The organism is Marinomonas aquimarina, from assembly GCF_900089755.1.
GTDB lineage: Bacteria > Pseudomonadota > Gammaproteobacteria > Pseudomonadales > Marinomonadaceae > Marinomonas > Marinomonas aquimarina.
Genome location: NZ_FLOC01000009.1, coordinates 1 through 17,044, shown reverse-complemented (window position 1 = coordinate 17,044; position 17,044 = coordinate 1). Strand labels below are relative to the sequence as shown.

Here is a 17,044-nt window from a genome sequence, read left to right as displayed (position 1 = left end):
CCTAGGGGCGATGCCTTGTGAACGGAAGTCTAGGTGGACTCGTCCGTTAAAACTGAAATCTTACACAAGCTCTTTGAAGATGCGCTTGAAGATTTCCATACCTTCATCGATGATTTCCATTTCAATTGTCAATGCTGGTAGGAAGCGGATAACGTTGCCGCGGATACCACAAGAAAGTAGCACTAGACCGTTTTCTGCGGCTTTTGCCGATAGGTTTTTCGCTAGTTCTGGGTATGGCTTGCTTACGTCACCGTCGTGTACGAATTCAACCGCGATCATGGCGCCCGCGTTACGGATGTCGCCAATGATTTGTGGGTAGTCCGCTTGTAGACCTTTTAGGTGCTCAACGAAACGCGCGCCCACTTGGTTAGCACGCTCACATAGACCTTCTTCTTCGATCACGTCGAATACTGCAAGACCTGCTGCACAACCCACTGGAGAACCACCGTACGTACCGCCTAGACCACCAGGGATGGGTGCGTCCATGATGTCTGCTTTACCGACTACTGCAGCGATTGGGAACCCCCCTGCGATACCTTTCGCTGCTGTCATAAGATCCGCTTCGATACCGGCTTGCTCGTGGCAGAACATCGTACCTGTACGAGCGAAGCCCGCTTGGATTTCGTCCGCGATCAACAGGATGCCGTGCTCGTCACATAGCGCGCGAAGTTTCTGCATGAAGCTTGCAGAAGCGATGTAGAAACCACCTTCACCTTGTACCGGCTCGATGATGATCGCAGCCACACGAGAAGGCTCGATGTCACAAGTGAAGCGCATTTGCAGGTCAGCAAGTGCTTGCTCTTCAGTGATGCCTAGGTATTCATTTGGGTATGGCACGTGGAAGATATCACTTGGGAAAGGACCGAAACCAATTTTGTAAGGGTTTACTTTGCCCGTTAGGCCCATGGTCATGTTGGTACGACCGTGGAAGCCACCGTTGAATGCGATGATACCTGGACGACCGGTGTAAGCACGTGCGATTTTCACACAGTTCTCAACCGCTTCTGCACCAGTAGTAACGAAGATAGATTTTTTCGGCGTGTTACCTGGCGCGGCAGCGTTTAGTTTTTCTGCCAGCGCAACCGCAGACTCGTATGGGCTAACCATCACACAAGTGTGTGTGAAACGCTCAAGTTGCGCTTGCACAGCGGCTTTTACTTTCGGGTGGTTGTGACCCGTGTTGACTACCGCGATACCGGCACCGAAGTCGATGTGACGGTTGCCTTCAACGTCCCAGATTTCAGCGTTTTGAGCACGGTCTACGTAGACTGGGGCCATGTTGCCTTGGCCGCGTGCAATGGCGTTTACTTTGCGTTCTTGTAAGCTAGCGTTGTTCATCTGTCTTGTTCTCTCTTAATTAGGTGCGAGCAATGTCACGTCAAGCGATCAGTCCTCTCGGCAGACTGTGTGATAGCAGCACCGCCCCTCCATGGGCTATGCTTGCTATCGCACAGCTACCAAAGCACTGCTTTGTATGACACTGGCGGGCAATTGGGCGGCTTAGTTAATGCCGCCCATGCATAGATATTTCACTTCCACGTACTCGTCGATACCGTACTTGGAACCTTCACGGCCACTGCCAGACTCTTTCACACCACCAAACGGTGCCACTTCGCTGGAAATAATGCCTTCGTTAACACCGACCATGCCGTATTCCAAACCTTCAGAAACACGCCAGATACGGCCGATATTTTGGGAATAGAAGTAAGATGCCAAACCAAATGGGGTATTGTTTGCCATCGCTACTGCTTCTTCTTCTGTGCTAAAGCGGAACAACGGAGCCACAGGACCAAAGATCTCGCTAGAGAAGATGGTCATGTCAGGTGTTACACCCGTAAGGATGGTTGGCTCAAAGAATTGCTCGCCCGCTTGCTCTGCTTTCGTACCGCCGACTAATGCTTGCGCACCTTTGCTCACTGCGTCGTTGACAAGCTCTTCAACCTTGTTTACCGCTGCTTTGTTGATCAAAGGACCGATGTTTACGCCTTCAGTGAAACCGTTACCAGTCTTGAATTCAGCCACGCGCTTTGCCAATTTCTCAGCAAAAGCATCGTACACGCCGTCTTGAACAAGGATACGGTTGGCACAAACACAGGTTTGGCCTGCGTTGCGATATTTGGAAGCAATCGCGCCTTCTACTGCCGCATCGAGATCTGCGTCGTCGAATACGATGAAAGGTGCGTTGCCGCCTAGCTCCATGGAGGTGCGTTTTACCGTTTGCGCACATTGAGATAGCAACAATTTGCCAACTGGCGTAGAACCAGTGAAGCTCAATTTACGCACAATAGGGTTGCCAGTTAGTACACCGCCAATTGACTTAGCATCTGTACCCACTACCACGTTCAAAACACCTGCTGGGATGCCCGCTTGATGCGCCAACTCGGCAAGCGCAAGAGCACAAAGAGGTGTTTCTTCAGATGGTTTGATTACGATCGTACAGCCCGCTGCTAGTGCAGGACCGGCTTTACGCGTAATCATGGCAATTGGGAAGTTCCAAGGGGTGATCGCTGCCACAACGCCCACGCCTTGCTTGATTGTTAGGACACGCTTGTCGTTGGCGAAAGATGGAATCACATCTCCGTACAAACGACGTGCTTCGTCAGCAAACCAGTCAATGAAAGACGCGCCGTATAGCACTTCGCCTTTCGCTTCTGCGAACGGTTTACCTTGTTCTAGAGTCATTAGCTTGGCGAGATCTTCTTGGTTATCAAGAATCAGCTGGTTCCACTTGCGTAGCAGCGTGGCACGCTCTTTCGCCGTTTTACCTTGCCATGCTTTTTGTGCCGCATTAGCTGCTTCCACAGCGCGTGTTGTTTCGTCCGCTGCTACGTCAGCTACGTCAACAATGTGTTCGCCCGTTGCCGGGTTGATCACCGCGAAAGTTTTACCAGAATCAGCCGCGACCCACTCACCGTTCACATAAGATTGGTTTTTCAGTAGGTTTGGTTGAGCTAATGTTACTTGCATAATAACTCCAGACTCATAATGAGATATGTATGTTCGAACACTTTTTGTTCGTAATGGTTGGATAGTAGGAGATCGATACACAGGAAAAAATGTGAAGCTATCAATGCTTTGTTTGATGTGACTCAAACATTAGAAATCCCTACTGCGTGCATACAAATATAGACCCTGCTGAACGCAGTTTTTCAGCAGCGTTAGACTTCAGGTCGATAATTTTAAAGTGAGTGGTAGGAATGAGTGATAGCAATTAATATAAATGAAAATAAGTGTCATTTATATCGACTCTTTTACGTAAGGACTTTTTATGATTTCTCGCTTGGTGTTGCGTTGTTTAGCGCTAGGTTTCGCTTTATGGGTGCCGATGGCATGTGCTCAAAACCAAACTTCCGTTCAACAGCATGCGTTGGAATTAGCAGAGCAAGCCAAACGTATTGTGGCGCTAGAGCTATCGTTTGTGGACAGTCTTGCCGTGTTAGGAATTTCTCCTATTGGCATTGCGGATGACAACAATCCAAACATATTGTTGCCTGAGGTGAAGGCGCGTATTGCTCCTTGGGTGTCGTTGGGTCTTAGAGCCCAGCCTAATTTGGAACAGATTGCAGCACTTAAGCCAGATCTAATTATTGCCGATTCCGAACGCCACAGGGCCGCCTATGATGGCCTTGCCAAGATAGCGCCGACGCTGCTGTTGAAAAGTCGTGGGGAAACTTATCAAGAGAATCTAGTAACGGCCCAGCAGATCGCTCAAGCGGTCGGTCGAGAGCCACTGATGGCGCAGCGATTAGCAGAGCATAAGCGCACCATGACGCAATATCGTGAAAAGCTCGCCCCCTACGCTAATCAAGCCACCATTCAATTTGCCATCGCGAGCGCCCGCGGCGTCTGGCTGCACGGACCGACCTCCTATGCCGCAGGTGTCTTAGACACATTGGGTTTTCCTAGCTCAATGGCGGCCTCCCCAGACGCTCCCTACGTACAAACAAGTTTAGAAATGTTGCTCAGTTTGAATCCAGATTGGCTACTGATTGGTGCTTATGGTGAGCATACGGCACTTGATGACTGGCGTGAAACACCTTTATTTTCAGTCTTAAGCGCCGTGCAACAGCAACAGGTTGTGCCAGTCTCGCCAGCATTGTGGTCATTAAATCGCGGCATTCTGGCTGCGGAAGGCATTGCGGCCGATTTAGAACGTATTTTGCAGCAATAGGTTGTATGAAAAATACGAGCGTCTTTAGGGGGTATTCCAAAGGCGCTCGTCACGGCAAGCTAAGCTATCGTGTGGCTTAACTTGCTCAGTTTAGGTAGTGAAACTTTGGCGCTGGATGCATTAAGAAATTCTGATGGGAGATATTCCAGGAGTAGGCTCCTGCGAGGGTAAAGACCACGTAGTCGCCTATCTTAAGCTCAGCAATCGATTGCGCGCGGCTAAAGACATCTTTCGGTGTGCACAGCTGACCCACAAGTGTGACCAATTCATCTGTTATCTTTTCTTCAGAAAAATCCTGAATGTTACCATCGATGATAACAAATGGATGGTTATGGGATTGTGCGGCTGGCGTTCTAAAGTGGTGTGTGCCACCACGACAAACAGCAAAGTATTCGCCTAGGTTTCTTTTTAAATCAATGATTTCTGTAACGTAGTAACCACATGGCGCGCTAATGAAGCGGCCACATTCAAAGCGCAATGGTGTGTCAGCCATACCCTCTTGCTGGATAAGCTGTGTTAGGCGCTCACAGAAATTTAGCCAATCAAAGTGTTGATCCGGTTGCGTATAGTTGATGCCCATTCCGCCACCTAGGTTTATGGCCAGCGGAGGAAGTTGATACTGAGCTTGCCAAGCTTTTACGGCATCAAAATAGCATTTCATTAAGGCTAGATGCTTATCTACTTCGAGCTGGTGAGACATCAAATGGAAGTGAAAGCCCTTTAGCTGTAGACAAGGGTTTTGTTGGATTAACGCAATGGCGTGTTCTAACTCGTCACTATCCAAGCCAAACGGTGTGGGGCGTCCCCCCATGGCAAGCTTACTTAGCGTGATGCTGCCAATGTCTATGTTCATGCGTAAAAAGATCGGTGCTTGGCAATCAAGTGCTTTGGCTAAGCGAATCAAGTGTTTTAGCTCTGTGAGGCTTTCCACATGAATGGCATCTATGCCCAGTTCTAAGGCGGTTTTTAGCTCACTTTCTAGTTTCCCCGGCCCTCCGAAGATCAATGGTTTATGATGATCTTGCTGCGCTAAATGGGCCAGTTCTCCCCCTGAAGCCGCTTCAAAGCCCGCTACATAGGGGGCTAGTGTGGCGAGAATCTCTGGCATAGGGTTCGCTTTTGCCGCATAAAATAGCGCTACATTACTGGGTAAAGCTTCGCTCATTTGACGGATACGATTGCGCAACGCCTCTAGGTCAAAAAGATAGCAACACAAGGGACCATCGGATCTATCTTGTCCGAGTTGATTGATGGCGTCTGCTATGTGATGAGGTAATGAATTCGTCGTCATAAGGGAATCCTAGTGCCAAGGGGATGGAATATGGGTGTAGCCGGACTCTTTATCCGATTGCTGCATCAAGCGGGTAGTGAAGTTGTTCTTGCTTGGAATATGACCGCCTGCGAGTAGCGTTACCAGCTCCGGTTGGGCGCCATTGATTGCTTGCCAGTCTTCTATTTGCGTGCGAACGATGCGCCACAGACTTAGTTCTAACGTCAAACTGCCATTGGCAATATGGAAAATCGCTTCACTAATATTGTTAATAAATGAGCAGTATGCAATTCGATTCCAGCCTTGCTCTCTGGCATAGTAAACCGATTGCTGAGCTCTTTCTGACAGCGAAGATAAGCTTGCTAGACTCCAGTGCTCTGGCAGCAGTTTAGTGCCTTCCAAATCGCGGATATAGACGCTGCATGGGAAGCCTTCGTCAAAGCCAATTAAGGTGTTTTGCAAGTGTGGTTCAAATGCTACCCCATGCTTGAAGAAGTAATTAAAAACACCCGGTAACAGGCATTTTATATATTGGGCGAACCATAGCTTGGCAGTACTTTGATATGAGGTATTACGCTGGCTGGCCGTGTCACTAATGTGTTTAGCAATCAGGCTGTTACCGGACCTGTCATGGGCAAACAACGCGGCCGCTAATGTCGGGCGCAAGTAGTCTGTTTCGGGAAGGCTAAAGTTTTCACGATATAAGATACCAAACGACTCTTGTGCCAAGACCGCTGCGTCCAGTTCAGTGGCAGCGATAGCCGACAGATCTACCGTTGTCGCGTAAGGCTCGATCATTATTTGAAACAGCGGATTCGCTAATTGCTCTTTCTCGCGAATCGGTTTGAGCAATTGAGTCAGTTGTACTGCACTTTCTAGCTCATACCACGCGTTTTTGCGAATACAGTTCGTCAGACGAACATTGATGGAGAACTTTGGAAACCATTCCAGCTCTGGATGATACAGGGTTCTAACGGAAGACGTTGGATGTAGCGCAACGCCGCCTTGACCATGAGGCTTAATCAGTCCTTGCTCAATGGCTTTTTCCACTAATGGATTATTGAGTACAGATTGCACCTCCCATGGATGACAAGGGTACAAAATGTAATCATCAGAGGCCGGCTGATTGGTGTCATGAGGGCGTGGTTGTAAATACTCTAATGCCCGTAATGGTGCTGGGTCTGAGTCTTTTGGCCCCTGAATTTTGAGCAAAGCTTTATCAATATAAAACCAATATAAGCGGACTTCAGAACCGACCTCAGGAGAGCAAGCATACAGTTCCTCCAGCGAAATCCCAGTTCGGCTTTTAGGAGTTGGGTGAAACGCATGGCCCCAGAGCAGGGATTGCTCAGAGTCGATAAACGCATTACGGCTTGCGCGATCTGTTTCCGCTTTATGCTCTGCGGCAATAAAGTATTCCGTAACATTTAGGCTGTTACGCAGTTGTGCCATCAATTCATGATTGAAGGAAATACTAAGTTGCTGACTTAAAAACGCCAGTAACCATTGTAGGGTTTGCTCGGCATCTATCGTTGTCCAACCGCGCCCCATCACATTTAGCCATGGACGGCCAACAAATTGAGCTTTACCTAAGGCGCTGAAATAGCGGACTTGGATAGCTAGTTTGCCATCAGCTAATACCCCTTCTGAATGGGGAAAACGGATCAACAAACAAGGGGTAGGATGATGACGTAACGCAAGAGGCAAACTGTGATCTTGAGCAGGCCATTCAACATGCTGGTGTGGCAATGCGTATTCACGTAAGTAACAGTTAAGTAAACAAGTAATGGCTTGTTGTTGCACCCGCTCTTGGTTGAGCGCGGTATGTAGAGGGATAGCATTCATATTATTTTAATCCTTTTATGGTGCAGCGCAGACGGTTTAAACGTGCTGGTTGCTCAGTGCAAACGGTATGAGGTGCTGTAATAAATAAGCTGAGGCCTGCAAGCAGAACGCTACATCCTGCAACGAGAAAGAGTGGTGGTATGAGCTCATAGTGAGCAAACAAGGCCGCGATGCTGCCCGCGACCACTCCACCCCATTTAGACATGGCATCAAATGTGGCGAAGATACGGCCGCTGTGCTGGCGGTCTAGATTGTGCGACAGACCAATATGTAAACCGTGGAAACACAGCACCATCGAGATACCAAAGGTTATGCGCGCCAATACCAGTATGGAAAGACTGGGAATCAGATGCATAAAGTAGGTTATAGCAAGGCCGCTAAGCCCAAGTAACAGCGTCTTTTGGTAAGACCAAATGACACGGTGAGCATAGCCTGCCAGCAGTAAGTACATTAAATGAGGTAAGGCATACAACACGCTGATCCAGAAGGTGTCTTGCAAGCCCCTCATTTGGCTAAACACGGCAAAATACGGGAAAGTCAGCACCATGGAAAAGGCAAATAAAAACTGGATAAAAAACAGTTTTGCCTTAGGTGGGGTTTGACTGGTCAGCTTGATTTTGGGTGCGTGCTTAGGGCTGAGACTAGGCTGATCTTTAGGGAGGCTCAAAGTCAATGTAAAGGCTAGACAAGGCAACAGCGCCAGATATAGATAAGCCTCTAAAGCCGATTGATAAATCAAGATCATACTTAAGCTGATTGGTGCGACCACTAACGCTAAACGTGCCGAAAGCTGGGTCTTATTCAGTGTTTTACTCAATAAAGGTGCGCTGTCGATTTGGCTGGCTAAGTAGCTATTCGACGCGGCCATGGCACCGCCAAACGTACCTTGTATGATTAACCCAAGCATCAGGGTTTCAAGGCTAGTGGCACTGCCACAGAGCCAAAAGCCAAGCGCTAGACCAAGCTGTGCTCTGAGCAGCGATAAGCGCCGCCCAAAACGATCAGCAAAGCGTCCCCAAAAGCGTGCCGCCAGTGCCGTACACAAGGTCGGCAAAACGAACAGTATTCCTGCCCACTCTAACGACACTTCTGCCTCAAGCTGTGGCAGCACATAAGGTAAAAACAGTGGCATGCCAAGCGCCGCCATCGCGGCGACGAAGTGGCATAGCAAGACACTGTAAATCAGTCGATTGGTGGACATGCTTGCTCAACAACAGAAGAGGATGTAGAAGGCTGTATCGACGCCAATGGAAACGCATCTTCACGCAGAAAGTTAGGCGCACTGCGGCCATAGAACTTATTAATATCCGCCGCACCGGAGGCTTGTTTTGACAACAAACTGCCTGAACTCAGCAACGACTTGGTGTACAGATGCGATTCTTCGAATAACAACTGCTCCGCCAGCCTTGTGTCGCAGCCTTGCGCTGATAAATCCGATAGCACATCACGAATAGATTGGCTCACTTGGGCATACAAAGACGCGCAAGAGGCAAGCTGAGCCGCCGCCATCGCTTCAATGATCGCAGCGATATCAAGCTGCAAGGTAATGGTGGTGTACATTTGCCCAAGAGCCAGCTCATCCTCAACCAGAATGCGTCGATCAAGCACCTGTTCAAAGCTTTGTGGCAGTTGTGCCCCGCTGTTAAGAAAACGCTCCGGCCAGATTCGTGCGGCATCGTTGTCTTTCATCAACATGGTCAATGGCCCCTTGGCATTGAAGGCGACGACGGCATTTTGCTGATTGCTTTCGAGAGCAATGCCATATTTCAGCCACAACGTTAGATGAATGCGGTTCAACAAGTTCACGTATTCACTAAACCAAGCCAGCGCATCGCCTTGATAAAATTGATCCGCAAGATGTTCTAAAAATAGCCTTTGATCTGGCATAGGAGACGCTAACGCAGCCACAGGTACCAGCGTCGTCTGTTGTAGAGACTCACTTGGGTATTGGCGCACAATGTAAGTAAACAATGCGTTGTCCCCTAGGTGGGCGCCATGCTGTTCATTACAGTGGCGATACAAGCCTTGTAAGTCCGAGTCATCATCGTGTAACTGCGTCAGCAACTGCTCAAACCAGTGACCGTCATAAATGGTAGAAGGCTTAATTAGGCGGATATTTTTACTGCCTAGGGTACGCATCATCAGTGGTACTTTGATATGAATCTCTGGTGCTTGATTAACGGAAACCGTGCGTACAGACAGTGTGGGGCTAACCTCTAAGTAGCTTAAAGGGGCTTTCACTACACCTTGTGGCAGCTCATTCAGGGCTGTAAACGTCATGGGATGACAAGGAAACAACACATGCGTATTGGATAGATGATCCGCTAAGCCCACCTCTTCAAAGCTTGGCCAGCAGCTAGGCGCAGCCGATGTGCGAGAGACTAACGATCGTTCAATAGCAAGCCAGTTAAGATGAAAGCTTGGGGCAAACTCTGGTGCATACGTTTGCATATCTTGTGCTTGGAAACCGAATTTAGCCCGTGCGCTTGGGTAATAAGGGTGATCGAGGTAAGACGCAATCTGATCAGCTTGTAGAGCGCGTTCGGCCCAGTTAGCAAGCGTTTTAATGGGTCGGGTGATGCGTTCTTTTTGCTGAGCGAATGCCTGCTGGCAGAGTTCTAAGTGTTGCTCGGCGCATTCAAGTTCTTCTAAATATTGCTCCGATAAAGTTTGTGACTCTTCATCTTGAGCGTGTTGCAGGCATGCCATCCAGTCTTGGTAGCGGGTTTGATAGATCACACTAGCATCTTTCACCAGCAACCAACCTGACCCTTGGTAACACCAGTCTTGCATGTAATGGGTGGCTACCACAGGAAGATAAACACGTTGCCCTTCTGTACCCATTTCTAACCATACTGAGCAATCTGATGAAAATGGGTGGAAGGCTTGCAAAGCTTCCGGCAATAAAGACGGTTGACGGCCAAGGGAAACAATCTGGAACACATCTTCCCTTAGGCATGTGTCGATCAGGCGTTGAGTGAGGTATGGATTATGCGTGCTCATGCTACGGCCTCCTCTACCAGTGTGACATTAATCGCGCTCAGCGCTTCCTGCAGTGCTTCGTTAAGATCCTTAATCACTGGGCTAGTGAGTACGAGACGCGCTAAATAATCTTTGTTAGAGAAGCTGCGGGTGAACGATTCGCCTTCATGCTTCAATACCTGGTACTGAATGCGTACATCGTCTTGTTGTTGGATAAACGGCGCATGTTGTTGCGATACCATGCCATCCTGCTCGGCGACGATGTAGTGAATCAGAGCTGAGCCTTGAATAGTAGGCGAGCCAGGCAATTCGTGGCCTTGGTGTAGGCGTAAAATGCTGTGGAACCAGCCATAACTGGACAGATTGTCTAATAAAAATTCGCGCCCATCGCCAATACTGCGATAGTTCACTTCTACCAAGATGGGGCCTGACTCACTGATAATGAACTCACTGTGGCACACACCGAAACCAACGCCAAAAGCTTTTAATTGAGCCAAACATTCTTCACGGTACTGGCGTGTGATGGGGCCATTCCAAAGAGCACTGGCTTCAATGAAATATGGTGGCTCACTCAACGATACATCAAAGCCACCAATGGCAACTAACTCCTGACCGTCGCCAAGGGTTTCAAGGGTAATCAGTGGTCCTTCGATAAAGCGTTCTAATAAAATCGCGCCATGCTGGTGTTTTTGCCAAAACGCTTGGCAATACTCTTCTAGCTGTTGTGCCGTATCGCAGCGTGCAACATCCATACTCGCGACGCCCTCTTTGGGTTTGGCTACCACTGGAAAGACAATGTCCTGCGGTAATTCGCTGGGAGCTACTATCAGCCATGAAGGCACTGACGGTAAGCCCAACTCTTGCAAAGATTGACGCGTGAGATGTTTGTTTTTGGCGGTAAGGCAGGTCTGCCAAGGTTTTGCTGGCAGTTTAAAAAACTCTGCCACAAGGGCGCATGAGGTTTGCAGATGATCGCTGTTCGAAAAGACGATACTGGGATTTAAGCCCTGATTAACAATGACATCGATGATGTCCAAGGGGTTAAACACGTCGCACTCTAAAATTAAATCTGGTGCGAAGCAGTCCGAGCGAGAAGCTTCTTCAAGATGCTCGAGTTTGCGATCAGTAATCACCACCGTCATATCGCTGATGGCTTGGGCGGCGGGAGTGAAACCTTGTATAACGGCGTCGTTGACGACGTGTGTGATGATAATGGCGCAGCTCATTGGTGAATCCTTGTGTTAGAAAAGGTCCCCTTTAAGGCATAAAGAGGTCATGTGTTATTTCTAGATATCAATGATTCTCATTTCTATCACCAAAGTAAAGTTATGTAAACAAACTCGATAATGAAATTTATTTCTATTTGCGAATTGTAATGATATGTGTTCACATTAATTAAAGATGGGTCGAAACTGACTTCGATGTGAAGCGGTATTGTTTCTTTAAAGTTCGCGGAAAATAAAAAAATGGGAATCAAAACTTTCTTAGCTACGCCTGTGGCGGCAGCAATTGCTATGTCATCGGCTGCGCTGTGTGCACAGGAAACCTCTACATCAGATAGCCAAAGCATGTTGATTCCGATCATGGTGCAGGGCTACAAAGGTTATGCTCAGGAACTGCCTACATCGGGCAGTAAGACGGATGCAGAGTGGCTTGATGTGCCTCAGTCGGTATCTGTGGTGACGGATACCGAGATGCAGGATCGTGGTGCGGTGCGTTTGGTGGATGCCTTGGACGGCGTCGCAGGGGTAAACAATACCTTAGGTGAAGGCAGCCGTGATCAGTTTGTGATTCGTGGTTTTGATGCCATTCGCGATGTTTACCGTGATGGCCTACGCGACGATGGTAATTTGCAGTCCTACCGCAGTTTGGCCAATGTTGAGCAGGTTGAGGTCGTAAAAGGCCCAGCTGGCGCCTTATATGGGCGTGGCTCTGCCGGTGGCATTATTAATTTGGTGACCAAACGTGCCAATGGTGATGAGTTTACTCGCTTAGGCACCAGCTACGGCAGTCACAATCAAATGACGGGCTCCATCGACAGTTCTGGCAAGCTCAGCGATACCATCAATGGGCGTATCAATGCGGAAATTCGTCAGTCCGATTCCTTTGTCGACCATGTGGATTCTGAAGATTACTTCATCGCGCCAACACTGCAATTTAATCCCTCTGAAGGCCACGTGGTCAACCTTGATTTGGAGTTTATGCATCAGGAGTTAGTGCCCTACCGTGGTATTCCTTCTAACGATGGTAAGCCGGTGGATGTGTCCAGAAGCACTTACTTTGGTAGCCTAAATGACTATCAAGAGTCTGATAGCATGCGTATTGCCATCGAAGATGAATTGGCGCTGACGCCGGATGTTACTTGGCATAACCGTGCGGTTTACAACCGAGTGACGCTGGAACAACGAGGTACAAGACAAGCAACGACGCCTGTTTCAGATACAGGTGAAGTGGCGCAAACAGTGAATACCTTTGGTTACGATCCGCGCACGACCCAAACGCTGCAATCGGAGCTGGAGTGGCAATTGGATAACCATCAATTGCTGTTTGGTGCCGATTACAACCAGATTGATATCGACTTAAATCTGGCGCGCACGAACTTGCCGACGAAAGATATCTACAGCCCTATTGCGACCAGCGCGCCTAATCCTGGCTTCCCTGCCTTCCGCGAAAACACCACGAAAACGTTAGGCCTATACCTACAGGATATGATTACGGTGGGAGATTGGTCGTTCACAGGAAATGTACGCCAAGACCGTATGGAGTTGGATCAAACCACAGCGGCTGGCGTGAACAGCAGCAATGATGACAATAAAACCAGCTATCGTTTGGGGGCGGTGTATCGCCTGACCGATGATATGTCCGCTTACACGACCTTGGCTAAATCTTGGCAGCTGCCTTATGGCGGCAGTTTTGTCAGCCCAACACTGGCGGAGTTTTTCTCGACTGAGTTGATGGAGATCGGCGCCAAAGCCTATCTGCTTGATGACGCTTTGATGCTTAACGCCGCAGTGTTCCAAATCGAGCAAGAACAACCGCAAACCGACGCAGATGGCTTTATCGTCGATAAAAGCCGTGCTCGCCACCAAGGTATTGAGCTGGAAATGCGCGGTCAGATTACCGAGCAATTGAGTGCCACCGCAAGCTACACCTATATGGATGCAGAAGACCGTGATACCGGCAAGAAACCAAACGACGTATCCGACCATTTGGCGGCATTAGGGGCCACTTATCAGCTGGACGACGCTTGGCGTTTTGGTGCCAGCATCAAGTATGTGGGTGATCGTTTCGCTGGCAACAACGAAGCCGTTGCTCTAGGGGATTACACCCTAGTAGATGCCATGGCGTCTTACCATGTTGGCAAACATCGTATCCAACTGAATGCCTATAACCTATTCGATGAAGAGTATTACCTAGGTTCTACCAATGGAACATCGGGTGTGAATTCAATCGGTTACGGCGCACCCGCAGAGTTCATGGTGAGCTATCACTACGAGCTTTAATGTCTGTTCAGCCCTTCTTAACAAAAGTATAGGTTTCCATCATGTCTAGTAATGACAAATTGCCGCAGCTTGCAGCGGCACTACGTTTTTCGGTGTTAGCGTACGCCATGGCCTATGGCGTATCAGCGCATGCTGCCAGTGAAGCAGTAGAACTGAATACCCTATCGGTACAATCCAGTGTGATTGGTACGTCGGAAGAAAAGGACGTTGCCAAGTACCCTGGCAACCGTACCGTTCTGAGCCAAGAGCAATTAAAGAAAACCGCCGCCACGTCGATTGACGGTGCATTGCAACACGTTCCGGGCGTCAAAGTACAAGACGAGACTGGTACGGGCGTATTGCCGAATGTGTCGGTACGTGGTCTGAGCGGTAGCCGTAGTGAACGAGCACAGTTCTTAATGGACGGTGTGCCACTGACATTGGCGCCTTACGGTCATACGGGGCAGTCTGTGTTCCCAGCTACGTTTAATACATTAGATCGTATTGACGTAGTGCGCGGTGGTGCGGCCGTACAATATGGGCCCAACAATGTAGGTGGTGTGATTAACCTCGTTACCAAGCCGATTCCAAACCAATGGGAAACGCAAATCAGTAATCGTATTAGCGCTTACGAAGACTCCGATAATCTGATGAATAACCTGTATCTGCGCTCTGGTGGCTGGTTATCCGATGATTTTGGGATTCAGTTCTCAGCAAATACGTTAAATGGTGACAGTTACCGTGAGCACTCTGATACGGATGTGACCAACTTTGATATCAAAGCGGATTGGCTGATTTCTGATAGCCAAGAGCTGCAGGCGTTTATTCAACGTTATAACTCTGACATGGAAATGCCAGGCGCCCTGTCCCCCACTGCTTATGAGGCGGACCGCCAACAATCTCAACGTCTTAATGACGATTATGAAGCCACGGCAACGCGCTGGCATGTGAAGTATCTGCAAGACTTGGATTGGGGCAACAGCGCACAGCTGGAGGTGCTTACCTTTGGTCACCACGATACCCGTAACTTTGTTTGGGGCTTCAATACCGCAGGTGGTCACTGGGCGGATCCGGCGCAGCCTTCCACCGATATTCGTAACTCACCACGAGAGTTTAACGTGTATGGGGTAGAGCCTAAGCTGTCCATGTCGTTTGGCTCGCAAGATACGCTAACGCAAAACCTGATTCTTGGTATGCGCTATGTCTACGAAGACGTGGACTATCGTTTACGCCAGACGAATATCAACACAGGAGCGGTTACTGTACCACGAGATTGGGGGCTGAAAACCGATGCCGTGGCGGCGTATGTGAGCGATGAGCTAGGTTTCATGAATGGGCGTTTGAAAGTAACGCCGGGCGTGCGTTTTGAGTCGATTCATATGAACTTTGAAGATCGTAACTCAGGTGCGACCGATTCGAACCAGATCAATGAAGTACTGCCGGGGATCACCGCTGCTTACAACGTGACAGATGAATGGGTGGCATACGCTAACGCTCAGAAATCGTTGCGTGCACCACAGATTGCACAAGTACGCGGTGCGGGCGATGAAGAAGGCGAAGTGTCTTGGAACTACGAGTTAGGCGCGCGCTTTACTAAAGGACAAAGTAGCTTCAACGCAGCCCTATTCCAAGTCGACTACAAAGATCAGCTACAATGGCAAAGCGCGACGCAAACCTTTGCTAATATTGGCGAAACTCGCCACCAAGGGATTGAGCTATCGGGGCGCTATGCCACGCAAAACGTACCGGGTTTAAGTCTTGGTTTAGCGTATACCTACCTCGATGCGACGTCTGAAGCAGAGGGTCCGAATAAAGGCAATGAGCTGCCTTATGCGTCTAAGCATCAAGTCTCTTGGGATGCGACATACGACTTCTCTGGTTACCTATCGACCCTATCTGGTTTCTACTACAGCGATGCCTACTCGGATAATGCGAACACAGTGGAAGAAGATGCAACGGGAGCAACCGGTAAAATTCCGTCTTACATGGTTTGGAACTTCAACGTTAGCAAAGAGTTGTACCAACAGAACAATACGACGCTTAGCGTCGACTTCTCGGTTAACAACCTATTAGATGAGGAATACTACTTCCGCGGTGTGGATACCAGCCCTGTCGGCCGTTACCCAGGCCTAGGTCGTTCCTACAATGTGACGGCGAACTTAACTTTCTAAGACCCCGTCTGCCGTCCCCTAAAAGCCCTGCTTGTGTCGCCAACGCAAGCGGGGCTTTTTCTTATGTGGATTTTTTTCCATAGGTTTTCGGTATAATGTGCGAATACTATCCGTGTTGGTTGTTCTATTTGCTCGCGAGTAACGACTGAGCAACCAACCCATCAGACTAGGGGACTCTGGGTGATAAAGAAAAGATCTGTGGTACGTCAAAGCCTGCCTGATGTGATCGTGGCCGACCTACGTCAGCGTATTCTTTCTGGGGATTTAGAAGAAGGCGCGTTGATCCGCCAAGAAATGTTGGCGGAAGAATACGATGTTTCACGTATGCCGGTGCGTGAAGCACTGAAACGCTTAGATGCCGAAGGTCTAGTGGTGTTTCAAAACAATCGTGGCGCTACGGTGACCAAACACACCTTGGATGAAATCGCCGAGATCTTCGACCTGCGTACGCTATTAGAAGTGGACTTGTTTCAACGGGCCATTCCGAAAATGACCGAGCAGGATTTCGCCGACTGCGAAGACTTGTTAAAACAAATGGACGCGTCTTACGAAGCGGGTGCGGTTGCGGACTGGGGACCTATGAATACTCAATACCATCAATGCTTGTATCGTGCGGCGGGTCGTCAGCTCACCGAAAACTTACTTGAGCGCGTGACATTGCAAGCGACTCGCTATGTCGGGCTGCACATCGACATTACCAATCAACGTGATCAAGCGCGTTACGATCACCAAGCCCTATTTGACTATGCTAAAGCTCGCGACGTGGCCAGTGCCACGGAAATGCTTCGTGCCCATTTGATCAATACCAAACATCAGGTATTGGAATGGGTCCAGAAAGGACGCGAGCAAGCTTAACCCCACCCGGCCTCCCCTTTTCTATCTACAAAAGTGAATGGGGAGGAGCTTAGTTTTGTAGTCTTGTCCCTAGGCATTTGTAGTGGTCAACTAATTCCGGACAGTAAATTAGGTTGATTCTCTGCCTGAGCAGGTGGCATCCCGTTATTAAATTGATGCGGCCTGCGCCAGTTATAATAATTCATAAGATAAAAACTGAGATCTCGTCTTGCTTCACTTTGAGTCATGTATCCAGTTGCTGGTACCCACTCCGTCTTTAAGCTTCTGA

Annotated in this window: 11 protein-coding genes and 1 pseudogene; 4 read left to right on the top strand and 8 right to left on the bottom strand. The window is 48.9% G+C overall.

Translation table 11 applies throughout. The features are described from left to right. Nucleotides 1-60: 60 nt before the first annotated feature. Nucleotides 61-1,338 (bottom strand): 4-aminobutyrate--2-oxoglutarate transaminase, encoded by a 1,278-nt coding sequence (gene gabT, locus MAQ5080_RS08725; RefSeq protein ID WP_067205647.1) that lies wholly within the window; start codon nucleotides 1,336-1,338, stop codon nucleotides 61-63. A 162-nt stretch (nucleotides 1,339-1,500) separates the two neighbouring features. Then, on the bottom strand, nucleotides 1,501-2,967 hold the full coding sequence (locus MAQ5080_RS08720; protein WP_067205643.1) for an NAD-dependent succinate-semialdehyde dehydrogenase: 1,467 nt from the start codon (nucleotides 2,965-2,967) through the stop codon (nucleotides 1,501-1,503). Between the two features lie 301 nt (nucleotides 2,968-3,268). Here MAQ5080_RS08720 and MAQ5080_RS08715 point away from each other — a divergent pair, with 301 nt between their 5' ends. Beyond that, nucleotides 3,269-4,171 (top strand): Fe(3+) dicitrate ABC transporter substrate-binding protein, encoded by a 903-nt coding sequence (locus MAQ5080_RS08715; protein ID WP_082860998.1) that lies wholly within the window; start codon nucleotides 3,269-3,271, stop codon nucleotides 4,169-4,171. An 85-nt stretch (nucleotides 4,172-4,256) separates the two neighbouring features. Here the strand turns inward: MAQ5080_RS08715 and MAQ5080_RS08710 are convergent, their stop codons facing one another. From MAQ5080_RS08710 to MAQ5080_RS08690, 5 genes are read right to left on the bottom strand one after another with little or no spacing between them, the layout of a single operon-like run. After that, nucleotides 4,257-5,462, bottom strand: a complete 1,206-nt coding sequence (locus tag MAQ5080_RS08710; RefSeq protein ID WP_067205641.1) for a type III PLP-dependent enzyme — start codon at nucleotides 5,460-5,462, stop codon at nucleotides 4,257-4,259. 9 nt (nucleotides 5,463-5,471) lie between these two features. Further along, nucleotides 5,472-7,286 carry an IucA/IucC family protein gene (locus MAQ5080_RS08705; RefSeq protein WP_067205638.1) on the bottom strand — a complete coding sequence of 605 codons (1,815 nt, stop codon included), beginning with the start codon at nucleotides 7,284-7,286 and terminating at the stop codon, nucleotides 5,472-5,474. Nucleotide 7,287: 1 nt separating this feature from the next. Then, a complete protein-coding gene (locus MAQ5080_RS08700) occupies nucleotides 7,288-8,487 on the bottom strand; it encodes an MFS transporter (protein WP_067205636.1) in 1,200 nt (399 codons plus the stop codon). Then, on the bottom strand, nucleotides 8,469-10,289 hold the full coding sequence (locus tag MAQ5080_RS08695; protein ID WP_067205633.1) for an IucA/IucC family protein: 1,821 nt from the start codon (nucleotides 10,287-10,289) through the stop codon (nucleotides 8,469-8,471). Before MAQ5080_RS08695 ends, MAQ5080_RS08700 begins: the two co-directional genes overlap by 19 nt. After that, on the bottom strand, nucleotides 10,286-11,494 hold the full coding sequence (locus tag MAQ5080_RS08690) for an ATP-grasp domain-containing protein (protein WP_067205630.1): 1,209 nt from the start codon (nucleotides 11,492-11,494) through the stop codon (nucleotides 10,286-10,288). The genes MAQ5080_RS08695 and MAQ5080_RS08690 overlap by 4 nt, the downstream gene beginning before the upstream one ends. Nucleotides 11,495-11,734: 240 nt before the next feature. On the opposite strand from MAQ5080_RS08690, the gene MAQ5080_RS08685 reads away from it, so the two are divergent. From MAQ5080_RS08685 to MAQ5080_RS08675, 3 genes are all read left to right on the top strand, one after another. Next, nucleotides 11,735-13,771 carry a TonB-dependent receptor gene (locus MAQ5080_RS08685; protein ID WP_067205629.1) on the top strand — a complete coding sequence of 679 codons (2,037 nt, stop codon included), beginning with the start codon at nucleotides 11,735-11,737 and terminating at the stop codon, nucleotides 13,769-13,771. A 41-nt stretch (nucleotides 13,772-13,812) separates the two neighbouring features. Further along, nucleotides 13,813-15,921 carry a TonB-dependent receptor family protein gene (locus MAQ5080_RS08680; protein WP_067205627.1) on the top strand — a complete coding sequence of 703 codons (2,109 nt, stop codon included), beginning with the start codon at nucleotides 13,813-13,815 and terminating at the stop codon, nucleotides 15,919-15,921. A gap of 180 nt (nucleotides 15,922-16,101) precedes the next feature. Next, complete coding sequence (locus MAQ5080_RS08675; protein ID WP_067205620.1) at nucleotides 16,102-16,776, top strand: GntR family transcriptional regulator; 675 nt, start codon at nucleotides 16,102-16,104, stop codon at nucleotides 16,774-16,776. Nucleotides 16,777-16,862: 86 nt separating this feature from the next. Here MAQ5080_RS08675 and MAQ5080_RS17230 read toward each other — a convergent pair. Further along, a pseudogene (locus MAQ5080_RS17230) lies at nucleotides 16,863-17,044 on the bottom strand (IS3 family transposase); the annotation flags it as partial.

Bases quoted from the DNA above. Each gene is read 5' to 3' on its own strand.
- MAQ5080_RS08720 (WP_067205643.1), bottom strand. From the start codon at position 2,967: ATGCAAGTAACATTAGCTCAACCAAACCTACTGAAAAACCAATCTTAT.
- MAQ5080_RS08680 (WP_067205627.1), top strand. From the start codon at position 13,813: ATGTCTAGTAATGACAAATTGCCGCAGCTTGCAGCGGCACTACGTTTT.
- MAQ5080_RS08690 (WP_067205630.1), bottom strand. From the start codon at position 11,494: ATGAGCTGCGCCATTATCATCACACACGTCGTCAACGACGCCGTTATA.
- MAQ5080_RS08685 (WP_067205629.1), top strand. From the start codon at position 11,735: ATGGGAATCAAAACTTTCTTAGCTACGCCTGTGGCGGCAGCAATTGCT.
- MAQ5080_RS08715 (WP_082860998.1), top strand. From the start codon at position 3,269: ATGATTTCTCGCTTGGTGTTGCGTTGTTTAGCGCTAGGTTTCGCTTTA.
- gabT (WP_067205647.1), bottom strand. From the start codon at position 1,338: ATGAACAACGCTAGCTTACAAGAACGCAAAGTAAACGCCATTGCACGC.
- MAQ5080_RS08705 (WP_067205638.1), bottom strand. From the start codon at position 7,286: ATGAATGCTATCCCTCTACATACCGCGCTCAACCAAGAGCGGGTGCAA.
- MAQ5080_RS08695 (WP_067205633.1), bottom strand. From the start codon at position 10,289: ATGAGCACGCATAATCCATACCTCACTCAACGCCTGATCGACACATGC.
- MAQ5080_RS08710 (WP_067205641.1), bottom strand. From the start codon at position 5,462: ATGACGACGAATTCATTACCTCATCACATAGCAGACGCCATCAATCAA.
- MAQ5080_RS08700 (WP_067205636.1), bottom strand. From the start codon at position 8,487: ATGTCCACCAATCGACTGATTTACAGTGTCTTGCTATGCCACTTCGTC.